Genomic DNA, 21,184 nt, shown 5'->3' on the forward strand with positions numbered 1-21,184 from the left:
AAGGTGACCTCGGTGGCGTAGTCGACGTGGGTGGCCAGGCCCATGAAGCTGCCGGCTTTGGCGCGGGTGGCGCAGTACTCGGGCAAATACCGCCCGGCTTGGCGCATGAGCCAGACGGGGGTGTGGTCGGTGGCCTGGCGCAGGCAGGCGCGCAGGAAGCTGTCGTTTTGCAAGGGGGCGAAGGAGGCGTTCATGACCCCGATTGTGGCAGCGTGTCGGGCGGGTGTCGCATCATGTCACCCGCCCTCAGTTGCTGCGAATACGCACTTGCCAAGCTGCATGACGCCGCGCTCAACGAGCCAACGCACCTGCATCAGAGCGCATGGCCCAGTGTGGATGCCTCAGCGATCACAAAGCAGCCGCTTCGATCTGCACGACCCAGTAAGCGCCGTTTTCTTGCACCGCCTGAAAACGCACCTTTTGTCCCACCTTCAGGCCTTGCAGCTGGGCGGGGTTCTTGACCTGAAACACCATGCTCATGGGCGGCATGTCGAGGTTGGGGATTTCGCCGTGCTTGAGGGCCACCTTGTTGGCCGTTGGGTCGATGCGGCGCACCTCGGCCGTGGCCCAAGGCAAAACCGCCGCACCGTCGCTCACGCGTTGCAGGCCAGCTTGTGGCTTCATGCGAGGCAGACCGGGGTAGTGCTGAAAGCTTTTGCTGGCACCGTCTTTTTGCACCAGCAACACGTCGTAAGCGTCTTTGCGGCCCTTGTATTCAGGACCATCCATGCCTGGGCTGCCAATGGGCATGCCGGGCACCGACAAGCCCAGCGCAGCGGGCCGCTCTTTGAGCAAGCGCTGGATCTCGGCAACGGGCACATGGCCTTCGATGACGTAACCGCCCACGGTGGCGGTGTGGCAAGAGCCCAAGGCCTCGGGCATGCCCAAGCGTTTGCGGGCAGCGGTGTTGCCCACGTCCCGCACCTCGACCTTGAAGCCATTGGCCACAAGGTACTCCACCCAAACTTGGCAGCAGCCGCAGTTGGGGTCTTTCCAGACTTGCACCGTGCTGACTTGCGCCAAGGCGGTGCGTTGAAAACCGGTGAGGGCCAGCACAGCCGCAGCGGCGAGCCATTGGCGTCTGGGCAAGGCATTCAGTCGTGTGTTGTCCATGGTTTGACCCCTTATTGAACTGTGATGCGGCCAATCATGCCCGCTTCAAAGTGGCCTGGAATCAGGCAAGCAAATTCGAAGTTGCCCGCGCGGTTGAAGGTCCAGACGATGTCGCCCTTTTTACCGGGGTCGACATGTGCCATGTAGGGTTCGTCATGCTCCATACCGGGGTGTTTTTTCATCATCTCGGCATGGGCTTTGAGTTCGGTGGGCGTGCCGATCACGATTTCGTGCAGCACTTTACCCGCGTTCACGGCCACCAGGCGCACGGTTTCGCCGAGCTTGACCTGAATCAGATTGGGCGTGAAGCGCATGTTGTCGGTCATGCGGACCTCGATGGTGCGCTGCACTTTTTTGGGGTCACCTGCGATGCCCCAGTCTTTTTGCTCAGCCGGTGCGGCCGCGCCGGTCGGGGCGTGGTGGTTCTTGTGGGCCGAGGGCGAATGCGCTTGCGCCATGGTCGAGCTCAACCAAACGAGGCTGAGCAAACAGGTTTTGATGGTGGTGTTCATGGTAGAGGTCCTGATGTGTCTAGGGTTGTGGTGTAAAGCTTCCGGTATGAGGGTTGCGCAACGAGGCTTGCGGTGTGTTGGGGCTTGGCTCAATGATGAGCATGACCATGGGGTTTGCGCGCAGTGCCAACGCTTGCGCCAGCCTTGGCAGCGGCTGCCGCCGGCGCTTGGGGGGCCACGGCTTGGGGTCCGGTGTACTCAAAGGATTGCGTGCCTGGGGGTTGTTTGTAATCGCCCGGATCGCTGTAATCGCCCCGCTTTTGCTCGGCCCGCACTTTGAGCATGGTGAACATGCCGCCCATCTCGATGGGGCCGTAAGGTCCGGTGCCGGTCATCATGGGGAAGGTGTTCTCGGGCAACTCCATTTCCATCTCGCCCATGTCGGCCATGCCGCGTTCGCCCATGACCATGTAGTCGGGCACGATGTTTTGGATTTTTTGCACCAGGCCCCGGTGGTCCACGCCGATCATGGTGGGCACGTCGTGGCCCATGGCACCCATGGTGTGGTGGCTTTTGTGGCAGTGCATGGCCCAGTCGCCCGGCTCATCGGCGATGAATTCCAGTTGCCGCATTTGGCCCACGGCCACATCGGTGGTGACCTCGGGCCAGCGCGCCGTTTGCGGCACGGGGCCACCGTCGGTGCCGGTCACTTCGAACTCGATGCCGTGGATGTGGATCGGGTGGTTGGTCATGGTCAAGTTGCCCACGCGCACGCGCACCCGGTCGTTCAGGCGCGCCACCAGCGGGGTGATGCCGGGAAACACCCGGCTGTTCCAGCTCCAGATGTTGAAGTCCAGCATGGTGTTGACGTTGGGGGTTTTGGCCCCCGGGGTCACGTCAAAGGCGTTGAGCAAAAAGGCGTAATCGCGGTCCACCTCGGCAATCAGCGGGTGTTGGCCCTTGGGGTGGGTGATCCACAGGCCCATCATGCCCATGGCCATTTGCGTCATCTCGTCGGCGTGTGGGTGGTACATGAAGGTGCCGGGGCGGCGTGCTTCGAATTCATACACAAAGGTTTTGCCCACCGGAATTTGCTTTTGGTTGAGACCACCCACGCCGTCCATGCCGTTGGGCAGGCGTTGGCCGTGCCAGTGGATGGTGGTGTGCTCGGGCAGTTTGTTGGTGACAAAGATGCGCACCTTGTCGCCTTCGACCACCTCGATGGTGGGGCCGGGGCTTTGCCCGTTGTAGCCCCACATGTTGACGACAAAGCCCGGGGCCATTTCGCGCACCACTGGCTCGGCCACCAGATGGAACTCTTTGACGCCGCCCTTCATGCGAAAGGGCAAGGTCCAGCCATTCAGCGTGACCACTGGCTTGTAGGGGCGACCAGCGCCGGTCACACCCGGTGGGGTCCATGGCGCAGCGGTGTCTGGGGTGGTTTGGATGATGGGCTCGGGCAAGCCAGCCAGTGCGCTGCGGTTGACGGCTGTGGCGGCCAGCACGGTGCCTGCGGCGGCGACGGTTGTGTGGAAAAAATCACGGCGTTGCATGGTCAGTGTCCTGCAGAAGTTTGGGAGGCGGTGGCCGATGAGCCACCTTCGAGGTTCAAGTTGCCGGTGTATGGCAGGCCGTTGAGCACGGCTTGCAAGTCGGCCCAGGCCAACCAAGCCTGTGTTTGGGCTTGGTGCAAAGCGTTGGTGCTTTGGATGCGTTGGCGCGCGCTGGCCAGCAAGTCCCAGGTGCTTTTGAGCATGCCGTTGTAGCGCAGCAGGCTGTCTTGCTCCAGCGCCGTGTGCAGGCGCAAAACCTGCACGCGGTTTTGCGTGGCCTGTGTGTGGGCGTGCAGGTAGGCCGCGTGGGCCAGGCGCACATCGGCGTGGATTTGACGCGCCATGGCCTCGGCTTGGACCTTGGCTTGCCATGCGTTTTCGGTGCTGTGGCTCCATGGGGTGTGGGCTGGCAAGCGCGCAGGGGTGATGGGCGTATCGCTCTGCAGACGGGGTGCAGGTGTGGCCTGCAAAGCCGCAGCCATGGTCTGTTGCGCTTGGGCCAAGCTGGCAGGCGTTTGCCCTTGCAGCAGGCGCAGCGCATCGGCTTGCGCGCTGAGCCACTGGGCGTTAGCGGCCAAGGCACGCGAGGCCAGCGCGGCCCCATCAGACTGCGTGGCTTCAGGTAAGGGCGGCAACGGGGGCAAAGCAGGCAAGGTCAGCGCAGAAGGCGGCTTGACGGCGTTGCTGCTGAGGTCTGGTGTTGGGGCTGCGGCAGTGTCGATGGGCTCAGCCAGCAGTTGCCACAACGCCAAATGGGTTTGCAGTGCTTTGAGTTGGGCACTTTGCAGTTGGGCGCGGGCGTCCCACAGCAACAAGGCTTCTTGCAGTTGACGCGCACGGCTCCAGTTGCCAATCTGGGCCATGCGCTCGGCCAAATCAGCGCCAGCTTCTGCCGCCTCAAGGGCGTGGCGTGTGTGGCTGACCGATTGTTGGGCCGATACGGCCTGGATCCACGCGCGCTGCACGCGCAAGACTTGGGTCTGCAGGTCAAAGCGCAAACGCGATTGTTCGGCGCTGCTCATATTGGGGCGTTGCAACCACTGGGGCCGATCGCGCAAGGCCAGCTGCAGGGCTTGGTCCAGGCTGAGGGTGTCCGTGGTCAGGGGCGCGGTTGCCGGGGCAGGCAACTTGGCCGCCTTGTCTTTTTCCCAGCGCAAAATATCAATGTGCCCGCGTAAAAATCGCCCAACGGTGTCGTTCGCTTGGGTCCAAGACGGGGCCGTGGCCTCTGCAGGTGCAGCCGCTGTGACGCTCGGTGCTGGCAAGACCAGCGTGCTGGTTTGATCGCTAAGACCGATTGGGGCGGGTGTTGCGGGGGCGTGGTGCTGGGCTTGTGCCGCACTCAAGCCAGTGAAGAGGGCCAAGCACAGTGCCGCAGACCTGCGCTTGGGTGGGCGTGAGAGGCCCCTGAAGGCCTGAAATGGGGATGGCATGAGAACTCCTGAAAACACAAGGACAGCGCATGACAAGCCTTCGTCAGGCTCTGCCAGGCGCACGAAAAGCCGTGTCTTCAGGAAATGGGCGGTTTGATCAAAGGCGGCCAGGCGTGGCCAAGCTGCGCGGCCAGCGGCGTGGTGGCCAAGACGTGCAGCGCTGTGCCAGACCAACGCAGATCGCTCACCGGCAAACCTGCGCCCAGGTGACAGACCGAGCAAGCCATACAGCCCGGACCTTCTTCACAAGATGGGGCATCCGTGTCTGTGGATGCAATGGGGCCGTGTTGCGCATGGGCGGACTTTTGCTCGGGTGTGGCATGGGGGCTGTGGCCCAGATGCGGTGAGGCGGCATGCGCATCCAGATGCGTGGTTTTGAGCGGCGGCTTGTTCGCTGGTGTGTGCGAGTGGCACGCCACCCCAACGGCTGCTGACTGCAAAGGCACTGGCAAGTTCACAGGCAAGTTCACAGGCATAAGGGCACCTGCCCACAAGCGCAGGGGCAGCAGCACCAACAAAATCCAAATGGGCCATTTGCGCATTTTTGTATGATAACCAGATTGGCTTGCTGGGGCTGGGGCAGAGGTCTTGCGCGGCTTGCAAGCCCATGGTGGGCGGCCTTGACCACCCCCATGGGTGGTGCCCACAGCTTTATGGTGATGCGCGAACAGGCTGGGTTTGCCTACAAAATCAGCGATGACTGGCAGCCCGCTCACGAACGCAGCCTGCGCTGGGACGAGCCCTCAGCGGGCACAGCTTGCCCTCTGTCTACACAGACGGCCCTTGTTGGCTGCCCAGCACGCTGCCACAGCGCTTTGGGCATCTGCCGACAAGCTCTGTTGCGCTGGATGCGGCACACGCCATCTGCCGGTTTGAATTCAAACCACTTTGATCTTGGCCGCTGCCTCGCGCGCTCGCTGCAAAGCGTTTGGGCCACGGGCGAGGGCCACCGCCATGCGGCGAAACGGTCGGGTGCTGGGTTTTCCAAAAATGCGCACATCCACATCGGGCTCGCTGAGGGCCGCTTGCAGGCCTGTGTAGCTGGGGTTTGTGCCCTCATGGTCCGCGAGCACCACAGCGCTGGCACCCTCCACACCATCGATGCGGGGAATGGGCAGGCCCAATATGGCACGCGCATGCAGATCGAACTCGCTCAGGTTTTGGCTGACCAAGGTGCACATGCCGGTGTCATGCGGCCGAGGGCTGAGTTCGCTGAAAATCACCTCGTCTTTTGTGACGAAAAACTCCACCCCAAACAGGCCTGCGCCGCCCAAATCGGTGGTGACTTTTTGGGCCATGTCTTGCGCAGCTTTCAGGTGCTCGGGTGTCATGCTCTGGGGTTGCCAGCTGTACTGGTAGTCGCCACGCTCTTGCACATGGCCAATGGGCGCGCAAAACAGCGTGGGCCCCTTGCGCTGGCGCACCGTGAGCAGTGTGATTTCAAATTCAAAATGGATGAACTCTTCAACAATGAGCTTTTGCCGGTCGCCGCGCATGCCAGCGCAGGCGAAGTCCCAGCTGGCTTGCACGTCGGCAGCGGTCTTGGCGACGCTTTGGCCTTTGCCCGAAGAGCTCATCACCGGTTTGATGACGACCGGAAAACCGATGTCCTTGGCCCGTGCCAACAGATCGGCGGCCGAGTCGGCGTAACTGAATTTCGCTGTGCGCACACCCAGACCCACGGCCACGTCGCGGATGCGGTCGCGGTTCATGGTCAGGTTGGCCGCTCGGGCACTGGGGATCACTTCGAAGCCTTCTTTTTCAACCTCCAGCAAGACCTCGGTGCGGATGGCCTCGATCTCGGGGACGATCAAGTCGGGTTGGTGCCGCGCAATGGCCGCTCGCAGCGCCGTTTCATCGAGCATGTTGAACACTTCCAACGCGTCGGCCACTTGCATCGCGGGCGCACCCGCATAGCTGTCACAGGCGATGACGTGGCAGCCCAAACGTTTGGCGCTGATGACGAATTCTTTGCCCAGCTCACCGGAGCCCAAAAGGAGGATTTTTTTCATGCCCAAGCCTTTTGCAAGTCTGCATAAATGGCCTGCATTTGTGCGGCCGTCAGGCGGTTGCCATGTTGGCTGACCACGGCGGCTGCTGCGCGGTTGGCCAGCGCCGCCGATTGGGCCAGCGTGTGGCCATGGGTGATGCCGTACAAAAAGCTGCCCGCAAACATGTCCCCTGCGCCATTCGTGTCCACGGCTTGCGTCGGCACAGCGGGCACCTCGGTGCGCTGCCCCCCTTGCACCACGATGCAGCCTTGAGGGCCCCGTGTCAGGCAAAGCGTGGTGGCCAAAGCCGACAGTTGGCCGATGATGGCGTCCAAGTCGTGCGTACCGCACCAGGTTTGTGCTTCTTCTTCGTTGACAAACAGGTAGTTCAGCGCCTTGCCGATCATGGCTTCTAAGCCAGGTCGGCAGAAATTGATCATGCTCACATCGCTCAGGGTCAAGGCGGTTTGCACCTGGTGTTCGGTGGCGATTTGGCGGCCTTGAATGGCGGCCGCAAGCCCGGTGGGCGAGGCGGCCAGGTAGCCCTCCATGTAGTAAATACGGGCATGGGCGATGGCTTGCGGCTGCAGGGCACTGGCATCGAGTTGCGCGGTGGCACCCAAAAATGTGCACATGCTGCGCTCGGCATCGGGTGTGACCAGCACCATGCAACTGCCAGTTTGACCTTCGGCGGGGCGGTTGTGCGTCAAATTGGTGGCCACGCCGTTGCTTTGCAGGTCTTGCGTGTAAAACGCCCCCAATTCATCGTTGGCCACGCGGCAAGAATAAAAGGCCTTGCCGCCCAATTGCGCCAGTGCCACCACCGTATTGCCGGCCGAACCACCGCCTGTGCGGCGCGCGTGCAAGCCCTGCACATGGCTGAGCAGTGCGGCGCGTTGAGGCGTGTCAATCAGGGTCATGTGGCGCTTGCTCACGCCCATCGCGCTGAGCAGCTCGTCAGAAACTTCGTATTCGGTGTCGACCAAGGCATTGCCAATGGCGTAGAGGTGGTATTGGGGCATGGGGCTAAGTTTGCAGAGCGAAAAGCAAGAGTTTAGCGGTTGAACACCGGCTTGTTTTAGCCCAGGGGGGCGAGGTCAAAGTTCAGCGACTGCACCAAGTCATTGCGCCGACCAACCCCTTGGTAGGCGATGCCCATTTCTGCCAAGGCTTGGGGGTTGTAGAGGTTTCTGCCGTCCAAAATATAGGGCACACGCATGCATGACTTGATGGCCTCGAAATCGGGGTTGTGAAAAATTTTCCACTCGGTCAAGACCATCAAGGCATCGGCCGATGCCAGCGCGTCCATGTCGGACTCGGCCAAATGCAAGCGGCTGAGCAACTGCGTGTCGTGTGCCAAATCTTGTGCGATGGCCTGCAAGGCCTGCTGACCGGCCACCGGGTCAAATGCGCAAACTTGGGCACCTCGCCGCAGCAACTGGGCAATCACCACGCGGCTGGGCGCTTCGCGGATGTCGTCGGTGTTGGGCTTGAAGGCCAAGCCCCAAACTGCAATTTTTCGGCCACTCAAATCGGCACCCATGCGCTCGGTCAAGCGCTCCACCAAAATGGTTTTTTGGCGTTCGTTGACTTGCTCTGTGGCACCCACCACCGCCATGCTGTGGCCATGCGCTTGCGCCGTGCTCAACAGCGCTTGTGTGTCTTTGGGAAAGCAGCTGCCCCCATAACCACAGCCCGCGTACAAAAAGCTGTAGCCGATGCGGCTGTCTGCCCCAATGCCCCGCCGAATGTGGTCCACATCGGCCCCCAAAGCATCGGCCAAATTGGCCATCTCGTTCATGAATGAAATGCGTGCGGCCAACATGGCATTGGCGGCGTACTTGGTCAGCTCGGCGCTGCGCACATCCATCCACACGGTGCGGGCATGGTGGCGGTTGAAGCTGGCGTACAAATCGCCCATCATGCGCTGGCTGCGCGCGTGGTGCGGCCCCGCATCGACACCCACCACGATGCGGTCGGGGCGCATGAAATCGTCGATGGCCGCACCTTCTTTGAGGAACTCGGGGTTGGACACCACATCAAAGCCATCGGGCACCATGCCGCGTTGTTGCAACTCATGGGTGATTGCCGCACGCACCTTGTCGGCCGTGCCCACCGGCACGGTCGATTTGTTGACCACCAGTTTGAAACTTTTCAGATGACGCCCAATCGACGACGCCACCGACAACACATGGCCCAAATCGGCAGAGCCGTCTTCGGCAGGTGGCGTGCCCACCGCGATGAACAAGACATCGCCATGCGCCACTGCATCGCTGGCATCGCTGGTAAAGCGGATGCGCCCGTCTGCCCGGTTACGGCCGAGCAAATCCTGCAGACCCGGCTCGTAAATCGGCACATGGCCTTCTTGCAGTGCACGGATTTTGTCTTCGTCCTTGTCCATGCACACCACTTTGAAACCCAGGTCCGACAAGCATGCGCCTGTGACCAAACCCACATAACCCGAACCCATGACCGTGACGCGCATTGCATTTCTCCAAAAGCTGCACACATGGTCGACGCTGCACATGAATCGGGCGTGTCACTGGTGTGAAGAAATCGCGACAAAGTCGGCAAGTGCGGCAACACAAAAAAAAGCCGCCCTCTCACGAGGGCGGCAAAACCTTAAAAAAACTAAGCAAGTCAGATTAAAACTTGTACTTCACGCCCACCTCAAGGACATCGCCTTCTTTTTTGGCTTTGTCGGCTTTGAGCACATCAAAGAAAAACGTCATATTTTTAAATGGCTTGTAACCCAGGCCCAAGGACATTTCGGTGCGCTTGTCTTGGCCGGTTTCTTCGAGGTTCTGCAAAGCCAGGCCCACATCGAACTGGCCCATCTTGTATTTCATGCCAGCACCCAGGATGTCGATGGCGTCGCCATTGAGTTTGTCTTGCTTGGCCACCAAACCCATAAAGCTCAGATTGCCCATGTTGTACTTGGCCGAAGCGGCCGTGGTTTTTTCGTTGGTGACGGCAGCACCCGATGAGGAGAACTTGTTCAAGTTGGCCATGCCCACCGCCAAGCTCAAAGCACCGATCTTGTACATGCCAGTGACACCAACACCTGTGCCGGTTTTGGTTTTGTCGGCTGAGCTGGTGGCGCGGCTGGCTTCGACAGCCAAGGTCACGGGACCCAAGGGCTTGATCCACTGCAGGCGGCGGCCATCGTTGTCTGAAGCAGCCTCCGCCAGATAGGCACTGTCGCCATTGCCAGTGGCCAAAATTTCGATCACGTTGTCTTCAAAGTAGCTGTCAAATTGACCCACCGAAAACCGGCCCATGGACTTGCTGTTGATGCCCACGCGCACATCGTCTGTCAGCACCGCACCGTTGTCGCCAATCGGGTCGTAGTCGATTTCGATTTCACCAAACACGGTCACATCGGCTGAGACCACGTGGTCGGCCTTGATTTCGATTTGGTTCAAACCCTTGCCGGTGAACGCGGTGTTGCTCACACCTTTGTTTGTTTTGACATCTTGGTGGTATGCGCCGACTTCGACGTTGACCTGAAATTTGGTGTCTTTGTTGACCTGAAACTCAGCTGCGAAAGCTGGAGTGGCCATGGCTGCAGAAAGGGCCAAAAAAAGTGCAGATTTTTTCATCATGACGGGTGTCCATTGGAAAGTTAATAAATTGCCGAGGTGCGATCAACTCAACAATTGGCATGTTCTTCCCAAGGTATTTCAAGACGATGAAGGTTTTATTAAGATTCAAAGTTAGGTTGATTTTTGACCCGCGCAATCTCTAAATTGACCAAATTAAATAAGTTGCGTTTCCGGCAAAACCACGCGACTCGCGGGCAAGCACAGCTTGAAGGTCGAGCCCTGACCCAGCACACTTTCAATGCGCAACTCACCACCATGGCGCTGCATGACGTGTTTGGTGATCGCCAAGCCCAAGCCTGTGCCGCCGGTTTCTCTGGAGCGGCTGCGGTCCACGCGGTAAAAACGTTCAGACAAGCGTGGCACGTGCTCAGCCGCAATGCCAGGGCCCGTGTCTTTGACCGCGAACACGATGCCCTCGGGCACCAATCGCCATTCCATTTCAATCACGCCACCCAAAGGGGTGTAGCGGATGGCGTTGTGCACCAAGTTAGAGGCCGCACTCATCAGCTCGGAGTGCACGCCCAACAAATCAACATCGGGCACAGGCGACAGCAACAAGCGGTGTGCAGGCTCTTGGGCTTTGCTGGCCATGACCTCGGACAGCGCTTGGCCATCGGCGTACACCTGTGACATCAAATCGCTCAAAGAAATTTTTTCTTGGTCACCCACCAAATGCTTGCCCTCCAGTTGCGACAGGGTCAACAAATCGGCCACCAAGGATTGCATGCGATCGGACTGCACCGACATCAGCTCCAGATACTGCTGCACCTCTTGGGCAGTCAAAGGCACCGACTGCAAGGTCTCCACAAAGCCGCTGAGCACGGTCAAAGGGGTGCGGATTTCGTGCGACACATTGGCCACAAAATCGCGCCGCATCGCCTCGGCTTGCGCCAATGCCGTGATGTCACGGGTCAAGAGCAGCAAACGCCCCTCGCCATAAGCGTGCAACTGAACCGAGAGTTTTTGCGCATGCAAGGACGGGTGAGAGCGGCCCTCCAAAATCACATCGCTGGGGTGTTGGTCTTGCGCAAAGTAGCGCGCAAAAACAGGGTCACGCACCATGTGCACAATGTGCTGCATATGGTCTCTCTGCGCGTCCAGCCCCAAATGGGCGGCGGCCGTGTCGTTGCACCAGTCTATGCGGGCTTTCTCGTCGAGCAAGACGACACCATTGGGCGAGGCCTGCAAGGCCGACAAAAAATCTTGTAAACGCTTTTGGTGCACGAACGCACGTTTTTCGAGTTGTTTGAATTTGCGCTGCACGCGCACAGCCATGTCCAGCCAAATGCCCTGCCAGGGCGGATCGCCTTGCCACTGCGACGAATTCAGCCAGCGGTCAAGGCGCTCGACCTTCCAGACCAACATCAAGGCATAAACCATCAGCGCCAACAATGCCGCCAAACTGGCCCCCAGCCCTCCCCCCAGCAACCAGCCCGGCAAGCCCACAAAGCCCACCCAAAAAAACAGTTCCACCAGTGCTAAAAACATGCGTCAAGAAAACTCAGGCCATGGGCACGTGGGTGAAACGGTAACCCGCACCCCGCACGGTTTCAATCATCGTGCCAGCTTCGCACAAAGACTCACGCAGGCGTTTGACATGCACATCCACCGTGCGCTCTTCGATGTACACATGGTCACCCCACACCTTGTCGAGCAAGGCGCCACGGCTGTGCACCCGCTCAGGGTGGCGCATCAAATAGTGCAACAACTTGAACTCGGTCGGCCCCACCTTCAAGGGTTTGTCGGCCAAAACCACGCGGTGCGTATCGGCATCGAGTTGCAAATCACCCAACTTGACCACCCCACCCGAAGCCTCTGGCACCCGGCGGCGCAACACCGCGCGGATGCGGGCCAGCAGCTCACGCGGAGAAAAAGGCTTGACGATGTAATCGTCAGCACCTGCATCCAAGCCCGCCACACGGTCGGGCTCATCGCCACGTGCTGTGAGCATCAAGATGGGGACGGCCTTGGTGCGCGCGGCAGCACGCCATTTGCGGGCCAACGCCAGGCCACTTTCGCCGGGCAGCATCCAGTCGAGCAAAATCGCGTCGGGCAGGATTTCGTCGAGCTCGCGCTGCGCGGTTTCGGCATCGATGGTCCAGACCGGCTGAAAACCGTTGTGCCGCAGATTGACCGCGATCAGCTCGGCAATGGCGGGCTCGTCCTCAACAATCAAAATGCGGGGTACGGTTCTCATTGCACGGCTTTTTCAATCTCTGTCAAAGCGGTGTGGCGCACGTCGGCACCTTTGACCACATAAATCACAAACTCGGCGATGTTTTTGGCGTGGTCGCCAATGCGCTCAATGGCTTTGGCCACGAACAGCAAATCAAGGCTGGCCGAAATGGTGCGAGGGTCTTCCATCATGTAGGTGACCAGCTTGCGCACAAAGCCGTTGAACTCGGCGTCGATCAGGTCATCTTCTTTCAAGATCACCAAGGCCGTGTTGACATCCAAACGCGCAAAAGAATCGAGCGACTTGCGCAGCAAACCGGTGGCCAAATCGGCCGCCACACGCAACTCGGAAGAAGGCAGGTTGCGAGGCGTGCCCTGCTCCAAAATCAATTTGACCATGCGCGCGATGCGCTCGGCCTCGTCGCCTGCACGCTCCAAGTTGCCGGTGATTTTGGAGATGGCCATCAACAGGCGCAAATCGCGGGCAGTAGGCTGACGGCGGGCAATGATGGAGGCCAACTCACGGTCGATTTCGACCTCCAGTGCATTGACCTGCTTTTCGGTGGCCACCACCTGTTCGGCCACCTCGGCGCTGAACTGGGCCAAGGCATACACCGCGTGGCGGGTTTGCGACTCGACCAAACCACCCAACTCCAGCACGCGGGAGGAGACACCTGTGAGTTCGGCGTCGAATTGGCTTGAAATGTGTTTGTCCATGTGTCTCTCCTGTTCAGCCAAAGCGGCCGGTGATGTAGTCTTCGGTCTCTTGTTTGGCGGGTTTCATGAATATTTGCTCGGTCACACCGAACTCCACCAATTCGCCCAAATACATGTAGGCGGTGAAGTCGGAGACCCGAGCCGCTTGCTGCATGTTATGGGTCACGATGGCCACGGTGTATTCTTTTTTCAACTCGCTGACCAACTCTTCGACCTTGGCGGTCGAGATCGGGTCCAAAGCCGATGTGGGCTCGTCCAGCAAGATGACCTTGGGCTTGACCGCCACAGTGCGGGCAATGCACAGACGCTGCTGCTGACCACCCGAGAGCGACAGTCCGCTCTGGCCCAGTTTGTCCTTGACTTCGTTCCAGATGGCGGCCTTAGTCAAAGCCGACTCCACGCGCTCGTCCATGTCGCTGCGGCTGAGGTTTTCATACAAGCGAATACCGAAGGCGATGTTGTCGTAAATCGACATGGGAAATGGCGTGGGCTTTTGGAACACCATGCCGATTTGGGCACGCAGCAAGTTCAGGTCTTGGCCTTTGTCCAGGATGTTCTGACCGTAAAAGTTGATCTGGCCCTCCGCACGCTGGCCGGGGTACAGGCTGTACATGCGGTTGAGCGTGCGCAGCAAGGTGGATTTGCCGCAACCGGATGGACCAATGAAGGCCGTCACGCGGTGCTCTGCGATGTCGAGGTTGACGTTTTTCAGGCCTTTGAATTTGCCGTAGTAAAAGTCCAGCTTACGCACTTCAAGCGCGTTTTGGGTCGGTGTCTTGTCAGGCATGAGAATTCCTGTGAATGCAAAGAGAAAAAGCAGCGGTATTCGGAACCGTCAGCCTCAGGCTGACTGTTTGTCCCTGAAAAACACGCGGGCCAAGATGTTCAAAACCAGAACCGTCAAGGTGATCAAGAGTGCGCCACCCCAAGCCAGGCGAATCCAGTTGTCGTAAGGACTCATGGCAAACTGGAAAATCACCACCGGCAAATTCGCCATGGGCTTGCTCATGTCATCGTTGTAGAACTGGTTGCTCAACGCGGTGAACAACAAAGGCGCTGTCTCACCGCTGATGCGGGCAATGGCCAGCAAAACACCGGTGATCACACCGCTTTTGGCAGCGCGCAGCGTCACCGACAGCGACACCTTCCAGCGCGGTGCACCCAGGGCAAAAGCCGCCTCGCGCAAGCTGCCAGGCACCAGGCGGAGCATGTTTTCAGTGGTTCGCATCACCACAGGCACAGCAATCAGCGTCAGCGCCAGGCTGCCTGCGTAACCAGAAAACCCGCCCAAGGTGGCCACGGCGATCGCATACACAAACAAACCAATCACGATTGACGGTGCGGACAACATGATGTCGGTCACGAAACGGGTGAGCTCAGCGGTTTTGCTTTGATCGCCGTATTCGGTGAGGTAAATGCCTGCCAAAATGCCCACAGGTGTGGCGACCAAAACCGACAAGCCAACCATCATCAAACTGCCCACGATGGCATTGCGCAAGCCCCCGCCCTCGGTGCCTGGCGCAGGCGTGTCCTTGGTCAAGATGTTCCAGTCCAACGCTGCAAAACCGTTGGTGAACAAGACCACCAATATCCACAGCAACACGGCCAAACCCAAAGCCATGGCCAACATGGAGGTGACCATGCCCCAGGCATTGGCCAGGCGGCGCCTGCGGTACAGCGCGTGATTCATGTTCATCGCCATGTCAGAACCCCTTGGCTTTTTCAGCCCGATTGATCAATATTTTGGCCAAGGCCAACACCACGAATGTGATTGCAAAAAGCAAGAAGCCGAGCGCGAACAATGAAGAAATATGGAAGTCATCGGCCTCACCGAATTCGTTGGCCAAGGTCGAAGCGATCGACGTGCCTGGCGAAAACAGCGAGGTAGGCATGCGGTTGGCATTGCCAATCACAAAGGTCACCGCCATGGTCTCACCCAAGGCGCGGCCCAGGCCCAACATGATGCCGCCAATGACCCCTTTTTGGGTGTATGGCAGCACGATCTTGCGCACCACTTCCCAAGTGGTGCAACCCAAGCCATAGGCCGACTCGCGCAAGATGGGGGGCGTGATTTCGAACACGTCGCGCATCACCGCGGCCACAAAAGGCAAGACCATGAAGGCCAACACAATGCCGGCCGCCAAAATGCCCATGCCGTTGGGGGCGCCACCAAACAGGAAGCCGATCAGGGGCATGCCGCCCAGCAGATCGCGCAGCGGCACCTGGATGTAATCGGCAAACAAGGGCGCAAACACAAACAGACCAAACATGCCGTAAATGATGGAGGGCACAGCCGCCAACAACTCAATGGCCGTGCCCAAAGGGCGACGCAACCAGACGGGGCAGGTCTCGGTCAGGAACACGGCAATGCCAAAAGCCAAAGGTACCGCCACCAGCATGGCGATGCCCGCACTGGCCATGGTGCCCACGATGGCAATGGCCGCACCAAACTCTTCGTTGATGATGTCCCACTCAACGTACCAAATGAAACGCGCACCGAACTTGGCAAAAGTGGGCCAAGCGTTGATGAACAAAGACACGATGATCCCAGCCAAGGCCAGCAAAACCAAAAAAGAGAACAACTGCGTCAGGCGGTGAAACAACACGTCTTGCAGCCGCTGGCGCTTGACAACAGCCAACATCTGGCTGTGGCTGTCCGCGCTGGAGAGGGGGGTTTGCATGTCTTGACCCATCAAACAAAGAGCATCAAATTAAACAAGAAATCCGTCGGTCGCTGAACAACAACCGACGGATGACAGACCAGGGCCTGGATTACTTCTGGATTTGTGACCAGACTTTAGAACGGATGTCGTTGGTCAGGCTGTCGGGCAATGCCACGTAGTCGAGTTCTGAAGCCATTTTCTTGCCGTTCTTGAAAGACCAGTCGAAGAACTTCAAGACTTCAGCAGAAGCCGCTTTGTCGGCTGGGTTCTTGTACATCAAGATGAAAGAGGCGGTGCTGATGGGCCAGCTGTCGTTGCCCTTGGCATTGACCATGGACACACCCATGCCAGGCACGCTGAACCAGTCAGCACCAGCAGCGGCACCCGCAAAGGCCTCTTCGCTTGGGTTGACGAACTTGCCGTTGGCGTTTTGCAACTGCATGAAGTTCATGTTGTTCTTTTTCACGTAGGCGTATTCCACATAACCCACAGAACCCTTGACACGGTTCACGTTGGCTGCAACACCTTCGTTGCCCTTGCCACCCACGGAGGTTGGTGCTGGCCACTTGACTGCAGCGCCCTTGCCCACGGTGTCTGCCCAGTCTTTGCTGACAGCGGCCAGGTAATCGGTGAAGTTGAAGGTCGTGCCCGAACCGTCGGCGCGGTGCACCACGGTGATGGTTTCATTGGGCAGAGTCTTGCCAGGATTCAAAGCAAGCAGCTTGGCATCGTTCCATTTGCTGATTTTGCCCATGAACATTTCAGCCAGTCACGCGCAATTCGCCAGGCTTGAAACCGTCCAAATTGAGCACAGGCACCGTGCCGCCAATAATGGCTGGGAACTGGACCATACCGTCTTTGTCAAGGTCAGCGCCGCCCACAGGGGCGTCAGAGGCACCGAAAGTCACGGTCTTGGCGCGGATCTGCTTGAGGCCACCGGAAGAACCGATGGACTGGTAGTTCATGCCCGTGCCAGTCTCTTTTTTGTAGGCTTCAGCCCACTTGGCATAGATCGGGAAGGGGAAAGTCGCGCCGGCGCCGGTGATGTCGGCGGCAAAGCTGGCTGCTGCAACAGCGCTCAGGCCGATGGCTGCCACGAAGGATTTCAATTTCAACATTTAAGCTCCTGGTTCAGGGGTGTGAATCTAAAGCCACCTAGGGTTTTCCTAGGGACTGCGTTGACTTTAACGCTTGAATGTGACAGTAATGTGTCAAAAATCTGCTGCAGATGGTAACAGCCAAGCCTGTTTATGCGGCCCATTTTTCGATGACAGGCGCACAGGAAACCGGTAAAAAATGCCTTGGGGTTCATTTGCATGGCAACCGAGGCAGTTGACAGTCATCGCTTTCAGTTGCTTGTCATCGCGGGCTGCAAGGTGACAAACCAGAATGAGAAATGGATGGCCGCGCTGCGCTCGCCATAACGGATATGGGATGGCTGCGCTCGGCATGACGTGTATGGAGGGTTGCGCTCGGCATGACTTGTATGGATGGCCGCGCTCGGCATGACGTGTATGGAGGGCTGCGCTCGCCACGACGGATATGAGGTGAAGCCATGAGCCCCAATCTGTCATCGCGAGGCACGAAGCGATCCATGCTCGTTCACGCTTTGCGCTCGCCTCAAAGGGGATGGATGGCCGCGCTGCGCTCGCCATGACGGATAGGGAGGGCTATCCTCGCCACGACGGATATGGATGGCTGAGGGAATGGATGGCCGCGCTGCGCTCGCCATGACGTGTGTGGATGGCCGCGCTGCGCTCGCCATGACGTGTGTGGATGGCCGCGCTGCGCTCGCCATGACGTGTGTAGATGGCCGCGCTGCGCTCGCCATGACGGATATTGGATGGCTGCGCTCGCCATGACGGGAATGCATGGCCCAGGCCCAGAACCAGCAGGGCTGAGCTGCTCATGCACAGCGCTTGGTGTGCATGAGCCAAGGGGCACGCGGCCCCTTTGAAAGCCTCAGTCAGCCAACACCGTGTCGCTGCGCAGGGCTGTGTTTTGAATGCGGGTGTCCTGCGCGGCAGCGGTGTCAGCGGCGGCAAAGGCGGTGCTGCCAAACCGGCTCTTCATGTACTTCATGAAGGCGTCTTGCTCGCTGCCCAAAACAGCCGTGGCCGTGCTGGCTTCACCCCCTGCTGTGCTTGGCGTCAAGCTTTCATCGAGCTTGACCAAATTGACAAAATCAGCTGTAGCGGGGAAGGGGTAGCCATCACCCCCGCCGATGTCATCGGTGCTGCCTCTGGCCAAAAAGTTGAGCGTGACCATACGGAATGTGCGCAGCGGATCACCCACCAACAGGCCATTGGAGACCACCACATCGCTGCCCACTTTGAGTGAGCGGATGCGCTCACCGGCGGTGGTCACGGCAAAGTTGGTCAGCACCTGCGCTGTTTTGCTGGGATCGTAGCTGAACGACATGCCGCCCACTTGGGGAAAGCGCCCTTGGCTGCCCAGGCTGGCCACACCGTGCTCCAGCAAGGACTTGAGTTGCGCCGCCGTGACATCAAAGGTCCAGAGCTTGTTGTTGAACTTCAAAGCGGTCTCGATGGCCAACTGCGACACCTCGCCGGTTTGGCGATTCACCTCGGGGTTGCCCTTGGGTGGGCTCAAAGTCAGCGCCGACGTGGAGCCCGCCTGCAGCAGCACTTCGCCGATTTCAGCGCGAATGCCACCACCGTTTTTCAAGGCAATTTGCACCGTGGGGTCGAGCAACTGGGCATACCACAAATTGGCGTCGGCGGTCAGGTTGCCAAAGTTGGTTTCCTCGTTGCGCACAGCGGCGCGGCGACCTTCCAAAAACACGCTGGTGCTGCCAAAAACGGCACCGTCTTTGGCCTTCAACACGGCTTGTATGGCGTCTCTGATTTGGCTCACCACAGCCGAGGCGCTCACGCCTCCAGCACTGTCGTCGCTCTCACTGGTGGCCCAAGCGCCCGACAGGCGGTCGTTGAAACGCTCAGGAACCAACACGCCCTTGGCGTCGAACGGGGCCATGAAACGGCCCAAGTACTTGTAGTCAGCGTCCACGTTGACCACCACCGTGGGCTGGCCAGCAGCATCCACCGTGAGGAAGGGGTAAGTGCCGGCCGATTTGTCGCCTGTGCGCAGCACATCGTTGGCATCTGAGAGCAAGGTGTTGGAACCCCCGGCAACAATGATGTCCACGTTTTTCAGCCGTGTGGCCAAGGCTTTTTCAACCGCCAAGCTTTGCATGTGCGCCAGCAAGACCACTTTGTTGATGCCAGCGGCGGTCATCTCGTCCACGCCCTTTTGAATCACCGCGGCCAAAGCCGGCACATCGACTTCGCTGCCGTTCAAAACAGGGGCAAATTGCAAGTCGCCCGGGTTGGTGATGGTGGCAAAAACCGGCGAACCGGCAGCGATCACGCCCACCGTTTCACGGCCCACGGTCACTTGGGTCCAGCCGGACAGTTTGCCCGCTTGATCAGCCGCATTGCCGCCGTTGGCCACGGCCAAAGGTGAGGTTTGGCTGTCTTTTGAAAAATCCACGTTGTAGGACAAATAGGGGAAAGCGGCACCCACCCAGCGCGTGGCATCTGTGGCCAGGCCTTCGGGCTTGATCAAGTCGGCAAACTCTTTGGTGCCCCCGTCCAAGTCGTGGTTGCCAATCGCAGAGGCGTGGATACCCATGGCGTTCAAAAAAGCGATGTCGGCGCGGCCCACGTTGGCCCGGCCCAAAAGCGATGCCAAGCTCGGGTCGTAAGCGGCGTTGTAACGGGGACCGGGAATGAAGTTATCCCCCGAACTCACGGTCAGGGTTTGCTGGGGGTACTGCGCCCGAAATTTGGCGATCAGACCCGACATGTTGGCCACGCTTTTGAGTGCGGTGCTGTCTGAACCATCGGCATCCGACAAATGCAGCAGCTGCAAAGTGAAGTCGGCTTTGGGCACACCACCACCACACGCGGTGAGCACCAGCGCAGCGGCCACAGAGGCGATTGAAGACATCAGGATTCTTCGGTTAACGAGCTGTTTCATAGAAGACTTTCGGGGTTGAAAAAGACCCTCTAAAGCTAATCTGGCCGCGTGACAAGCACACGAAAAATCGATGTCAAAGCTGTGAAATGGCCTTGAAAAATAGCGCTCGGGTTTTGTGCGTTGCCCAATACACCCAATCTTCACAAATGTTTCACGCGCACTTCATGCAATTGGGAGAAATTCAATTGTTGATTTTTTTAATTTTTTCAATTGGAGCCAACTTTGACCACCGCCATGCACCCCGATGCCTCCGCCGTTACCCCCCCGCCCCGAGCACCCAGCGACCGCGCAACACCAGGTGCCTTCGCGCCGGGAATTTGTGATCAAAATTGCCAGCGTCAGCGCTTTGCTGGCGACTGGCGCAGGCTTGTCGGCCTGTGGCGGTGCAGACAGCCCCCAAGCGGCGTTCGCCTACGGCGTTGCAAGCGGCGACCCTTTGTCGGACCGCGTGGTGCTGTGGACCCACGCCCGCTTTGCCGAGCTTGATTTGGACGTGCCATTGACCTACCAAGTGGCCACCGATGCGGCTTTCACACAAGTGGTCAGCGAAGGAGCGGTTCGGGCCACTGCAGCCACGGCTTACACCGCCAAGGCAGACGCCACCGGCTTGCAAGCGGGCACGGCTTACTTTTACAGGTTCAAGCAAGGCGGCAACCTGTCCCCCGTGGGCCGTACCCGCACCTTGCCGCTGAGCACCACGAGCTTGAAGCTGGCGGTGATGAGCTGCGCCAACTACCCTGCTGGTTTTTTCAATGTGTACGCCGAGGTGGCCAAAAGTGATGCGGAATTGACCCTGCACCTGGGTGACTACATTTACGAATATGGCAGCAATGGTTACGCCTCGGCCGACGCAGCCGCTTTGGACCGGGTGTCTTTGCCTGCCCATGAGCTGCTCACGCTGGCCGATTACCGAACACGCCACGCCCAATACAAAAGTGACCCGGACAGCAAAAACCTGCACGCTTTGAAACCCATGATTGCGATGTGGGACGACCACGAAGGCGCCAACGACGCCTACACCGATGGCGCAGAAAACCATGACCCGGCCACCGAAGGCGCGTGGAGGGCGCGCTGCGCTCGCCATGACGTGTGTGGATGGCTGCGCTCGCCATGACAGGAAATAGGTGAAGCCATGAGCCCCGATCTGTCATCGCGAGGCACGAAGCGATCCATGCTCGCTCACGCTTTACGCTCGCCTCAAAGGGGATGGATGGCCACGCTGCGCTCGCCATGACGGATATGGAGGGCTGCGCTCGCCATGACGGATATGGATGGCCTCCCTCGGCATGACTTGTATGGATGGCCGCGCTGCGCTCACCATGACGGATATGAGGTGAAGCCATGAGCCCCGAGCTGTCATCGCGAGGCACGAAGCGATCCATGCCCGTTCACGCTTTGCGCTCGCCTCAAAGGGGATGGATGGCCGCGCTGCGCTCGCCATGACGGGTAGGGAGGGCTTCGCTGGGTCTGCCGGATAGAT

The 21,184-nt window shown here is 59.1% G+C and carries 20 protein-coding genes and 2 pseudogenes; 2 read left to right on the forward strand and 20 right to left on the reverse strand.

The features are described 5' to 3' along the window. The 6 genes from ACIQ39_RS11200 to ACIQ39_RS11225 all read right to left on the reverse strand — a co-directional run. A partial coding sequence (locus ACIQ39_RS11200) for a uroporphyrinogen decarboxylase family protein (RefSeq protein ID WP_396434684.1) occupies positions 1 to 194 on the reverse strand: 194 nt, incomplete at its 3' end. A gap of 154 nt (positions 195 to 348) precedes the next feature. After that, on the reverse strand, positions 349 to 1,113 hold the full coding sequence (locus ACIQ39_RS11205) for a DUF411 domain-containing protein (protein ID WP_396434685.1): 765 nt from the start codon (positions 1,111 to 1,113) through the stop codon (positions 349 to 351). A gap of 11 nt (positions 1,114 to 1,124) precedes the next feature. Beyond that, positions 1,125 to 1,625: a plastocyanin/azurin family copper-binding protein gene (locus tag ACIQ39_RS11210; protein WP_396434686.1), complete on the reverse strand. Its 501-nt coding sequence runs from the start codon at positions 1,623 to 1,625 to the stop codon at positions 1,125 to 1,127. 89 nt (positions 1,626 to 1,714) lie between these two features. Next, positions 1,715 to 3,118: a multicopper oxidase family protein gene (locus tag ACIQ39_RS11215; protein WP_396434687.1), complete on the reverse strand. Its 1,404-nt coding sequence runs from the start codon at positions 3,116 to 3,118 to the stop codon at positions 1,715 to 1,717. 2 nt (positions 3,119 to 3,120) lie between these two features. After that, positions 3,121 to 4,551 carry a hypothetical protein gene (locus ACIQ39_RS11220; protein WP_396434688.1) on the reverse strand — a complete coding sequence of 477 codons (1,431 nt, stop codon included), beginning with the start codon at positions 4,549 to 4,551 and terminating at the stop codon, positions 3,121 to 3,123. 77 nt (positions 4,552 to 4,628) lie between these two features. Continuing rightward, positions 4,629 to 5,093: a hypothetical protein gene (locus ACIQ39_RS11225; RefSeq protein WP_396434689.1), complete on the reverse strand. Its 465-nt coding sequence runs from the start codon at positions 5,091 to 5,093 to the stop codon at positions 4,629 to 4,631. Positions 5,094 to 5,099: 6 nt separating this feature from the next. On the opposite strand from ACIQ39_RS11225, the pseudogene ACIQ39_RS11230 reads away from it, so the two are divergent. Then, positions 5,100 to 5,294: pseudogene (locus tag ACIQ39_RS11230) on the forward strand (dTDP-4-dehydrorhamnose 3,5-epimerase family protein); the annotation flags it as partial. A 135-nt stretch (positions 5,295 to 5,429) separates the two neighbouring features. Here the strand turns inward: ACIQ39_RS11230 and purT are convergent. The 14 genes and pseudogenes from purT to ACIQ39_RS11300 all read right to left on the reverse strand — a co-directional run bounded on the left by purT (position 5,430) and on the right by ACIQ39_RS11300 (position 19,674). Beyond that, the gene (gene purT / locus ACIQ39_RS11235) at positions 5,430 to 6,563 is read right to left on the reverse strand and encodes a formate-dependent phosphoribosylglycinamide formyltransferase (RefSeq protein ID WP_396434690.1); all 1,134 of its coding nucleotides are present in this window, start codon (positions 6,561 to 6,563) and stop codon (positions 5,430 to 5,432) included. Beyond that, complete coding sequence (locus ACIQ39_RS11240) at positions 6,560 to 7,564, reverse strand: adenosine kinase (RefSeq protein WP_396434691.1); 1,005 nt, start codon at positions 7,562 to 7,564, stop codon at positions 6,560 to 6,562. The genes purT and ACIQ39_RS11240 overlap by 4 nt, the downstream gene beginning before the upstream one ends. A gap of 56 nt (positions 7,565 to 7,620) precedes the next feature. Next, on the reverse strand, positions 7,621 to 9,027 hold the full coding sequence (locus ACIQ39_RS11245) for a UDP-glucose dehydrogenase family protein (RefSeq protein ID WP_396434692.1): 1,407 nt from the start codon (positions 9,025 to 9,027) through the stop codon (positions 7,621 to 7,623). Positions 9,028 to 9,187: 160 nt separating this feature from the next. Then, on the reverse strand, positions 9,188 to 10,147 hold the full coding sequence (locus ACIQ39_RS11250; protein ID WP_396434693.1) for a porin: 960 nt from the start codon (positions 10,145 to 10,147) through the stop codon (positions 9,188 to 9,190). Between the two features lie 153 nt (positions 10,148 to 10,300). Then, the gene (phoR, locus tag ACIQ39_RS11255; RefSeq protein WP_396434694.1) at positions 10,301 to 11,635 is read right to left on the reverse strand and encodes a phosphate regulon sensor histidine kinase PhoR; all 1,335 of its coding nucleotides are present in this window, start codon (positions 11,633 to 11,635) and stop codon (positions 10,301 to 10,303) included. Between the two features lie 13 nt (positions 11,636 to 11,648). After that, positions 11,649 to 12,344 carry a phosphate regulon transcriptional regulator PhoB gene (phoB, locus tag ACIQ39_RS11260; RefSeq protein ID WP_396434695.1) on the reverse strand — a complete coding sequence of 232 codons (696 nt, stop codon included), beginning with the start codon at positions 12,342 to 12,344 and terminating at the stop codon, positions 11,649 to 11,651. Further along, positions 12,341 to 13,039 carry a phosphate signaling complex protein PhoU gene (phoU, locus tag ACIQ39_RS11265; RefSeq protein WP_396434696.1) on the reverse strand — a complete coding sequence of 233 codons (699 nt, stop codon included), beginning with the start codon at positions 13,037 to 13,039 and terminating at the stop codon, positions 12,341 to 12,343. The genes phoB and phoU overlap by 4 nt, the downstream gene beginning before the upstream one ends. 13 nt (positions 13,040 to 13,052) lie before the next feature. After that, positions 13,053 to 13,826 carry a phosphate ABC transporter ATP-binding protein PstB gene (gene pstB / locus ACIQ39_RS11270; RefSeq protein ID WP_396434697.1) on the reverse strand — a complete coding sequence of 258 codons (774 nt, stop codon included), beginning with the start codon at positions 13,824 to 13,826 and terminating at the stop codon, positions 13,053 to 13,055. Between the two features lie 54 nt (positions 13,827 to 13,880). Beyond that, positions 13,881 to 14,735: a phosphate ABC transporter permease PstA gene (gene pstA, locus ACIQ39_RS11275; protein WP_396434698.1), complete on the reverse strand. Its 855-nt coding sequence runs from the start codon at positions 14,733 to 14,735 to the stop codon at positions 13,881 to 13,883. Positions 14,736 to 14,742: 7 nt separating this feature from the next. Then, complete coding sequence (gene pstC / locus ACIQ39_RS11280; protein ID WP_396434699.1) at positions 14,743 to 15,720, reverse strand: phosphate ABC transporter permease subunit PstC; 978 nt, start codon at positions 15,718 to 15,720, stop codon at positions 14,743 to 14,745. 91 nt (positions 15,721 to 15,811) lie between these two features. Further along, positions 15,812 to 16,820, reverse strand: a pseudogene (pstS, locus tag ACIQ39_RS11285) (phosphate ABC transporter substrate-binding protein PstS). Positions 16,821 to 16,913: 93 nt separating this feature from the next. Next, positions 16,914 to 17,153, reverse strand: a complete 240-nt coding sequence (locus ACIQ39_RS11290; protein ID WP_396434700.1) for a hypothetical protein — start codon at positions 17,151 to 17,153, stop codon at positions 16,914 to 16,916. Positions 17,154 to 17,372: 219 nt separating this feature from the next. Next, complete coding sequence (locus ACIQ39_RS11295; RefSeq protein WP_396434701.1) at positions 17,373 to 17,612, reverse strand: hypothetical protein; 240 nt, start codon at positions 17,610 to 17,612, stop codon at positions 17,373 to 17,375. Between the two features lie 52 nt (positions 17,613 to 17,664). After that, positions 17,665 to 19,674, reverse strand: a complete 2,010-nt coding sequence (locus ACIQ39_RS11300; protein ID WP_396434702.1) for a bifunctional metallophosphatase/5'-nucleotidase — start codon at positions 19,672 to 19,674, stop codon at positions 17,665 to 17,667. Positions 19,675 to 20,023: 349 nt separating this feature from the next. Between ACIQ39_RS11300 and ACIQ39_RS11305 the strand changes: the two genes are divergently transcribed. Beyond that, positions 20,024 to 20,818, forward strand: a complete 795-nt coding sequence (locus ACIQ39_RS11305) for an alkaline phosphatase D family protein (RefSeq protein ID WP_396434703.1) — start codon at positions 20,024 to 20,026, stop codon at positions 20,816 to 20,818. Positions 20,819 to 21,184 lie beyond the last annotated feature (366 nt).

Source organism: Limnohabitans sp. (assembly GCF_044361645.1).
Lineage (GTDB): Bacteria > Pseudomonadota > Gammaproteobacteria > Burkholderiales > Burkholderiaceae_C > Limnohabitans_A.

Excerpts from the sequence above, each read along its gene's own strand:
- ACIQ39_RS11210 (WP_396434686.1), bottom strand. The coding sequence starts at position 1,625 with ATGAACACCACCATCAAAACCTGTTTGCTCAGCCTCGTTTGGTTGAGC.
- phoR (WP_396434694.1), bottom strand. The coding sequence starts at position 11,635 with ATGTTTTTAGCACTGGTGGAACTGTTTTTTTGGGTGGGCTTTGTGGGC.
- phoU (WP_396434696.1), bottom strand. The coding sequence starts at position 13,039 with ATGGACAAACACATTTCAAGCCAATTCGACGCCGAACTCACAGGTGTC.
- ACIQ39_RS11290 (WP_396434700.1), bottom strand. The coding sequence starts at position 17,153 with ATGCCGAGCGCAGCCATCCCATATCCGTTATGGCGAGCGCAGCGCGGC.
- ACIQ39_RS11205 (WP_396434685.1), bottom strand. The coding sequence starts at position 1,113 with ATGGACAACACACGACTGAATGCCTTGCCCAGACGCCAATGGCTCGCC.
- ACIQ39_RS11240 (WP_396434691.1), bottom strand. The coding sequence starts at position 7,564 with ATGCCCCAATACCACCTCTACGCCATTGGCAATGCCTTGGTCGACACC.
- pstC (WP_396434699.1), bottom strand. The coding sequence starts at position 15,720 with ATGCAAACCCCCCTCTCCAGCGCGGACAGCCACAGCCAGATGTTGGCT.
- phoB (WP_396434695.1), bottom strand. The coding sequence starts at position 12,344 with ATGAGAACCGTACCCCGCATTTTGATTGTTGAGGACGAGCCCGCCATT.
- ACIQ39_RS11250 (WP_396434693.1), bottom strand. The coding sequence starts at position 10,147 with ATGATGAAAAAATCTGCACTTTTTTTGGCCCTTTCTGCAGCCATGGCC.
- ACIQ39_RS11225 (WP_396434689.1), bottom strand. The coding sequence starts at position 5,093 with ATGCGCAAATGGCCCATTTGGATTTTGTTGGTGCTGCTGCCCCTGCGC.
- ACIQ39_RS11245 (WP_396434692.1), bottom strand. The coding sequence starts at position 9,027 with ATGCGCGTCACGGTCATGGGTTCGGGTTATGTGGGTTTGGTCACAGGC.
- purT (WP_396434690.1), bottom strand. The coding sequence starts at position 6,563 with ATGAAAAAAATCCTCCTTTTGGGCTCCGGTGAGCTGGGCAAAGAATTC.
- ACIQ39_RS11295 (WP_396434701.1), bottom strand. The coding sequence starts at position 17,612 with ATGAGCAGCTCAGCCCTGCTGGTTCTGGGCCTGGGCCATGCATTCCCG.
- pstA (WP_396434698.1), bottom strand. The coding sequence starts at position 14,735 with ATGAACATGAATCACGCGCTGTACCGCAGGCGCCGCCTGGCCAATGCC.
- ACIQ39_RS11220 (WP_396434688.1), bottom strand. The coding sequence starts at position 4,551 with ATGCCATCCCCATTTCAGGCCTTCAGGGGCCTCTCACGCCCACCCAAG.
- pstB (WP_396434697.1), bottom strand. The coding sequence starts at position 13,826 with ATGCCTGACAAGACACCGACCCAAAACGCGCTTGAAGTGCGTAAGCTG.
- ACIQ39_RS11215 (WP_396434687.1), bottom strand. The coding sequence starts at position 3,118 with ATGCAACGCCGTGATTTTTTCCACACAACCGTCGCCGCCGCAGGCACC.
- ACIQ39_RS11300 (WP_396434702.1), bottom strand. The coding sequence starts at position 19,674 with ATGTCTTCAATCGCCTCTGTGGCCGCTGCGCTGGTGCTCACCGCGTGT.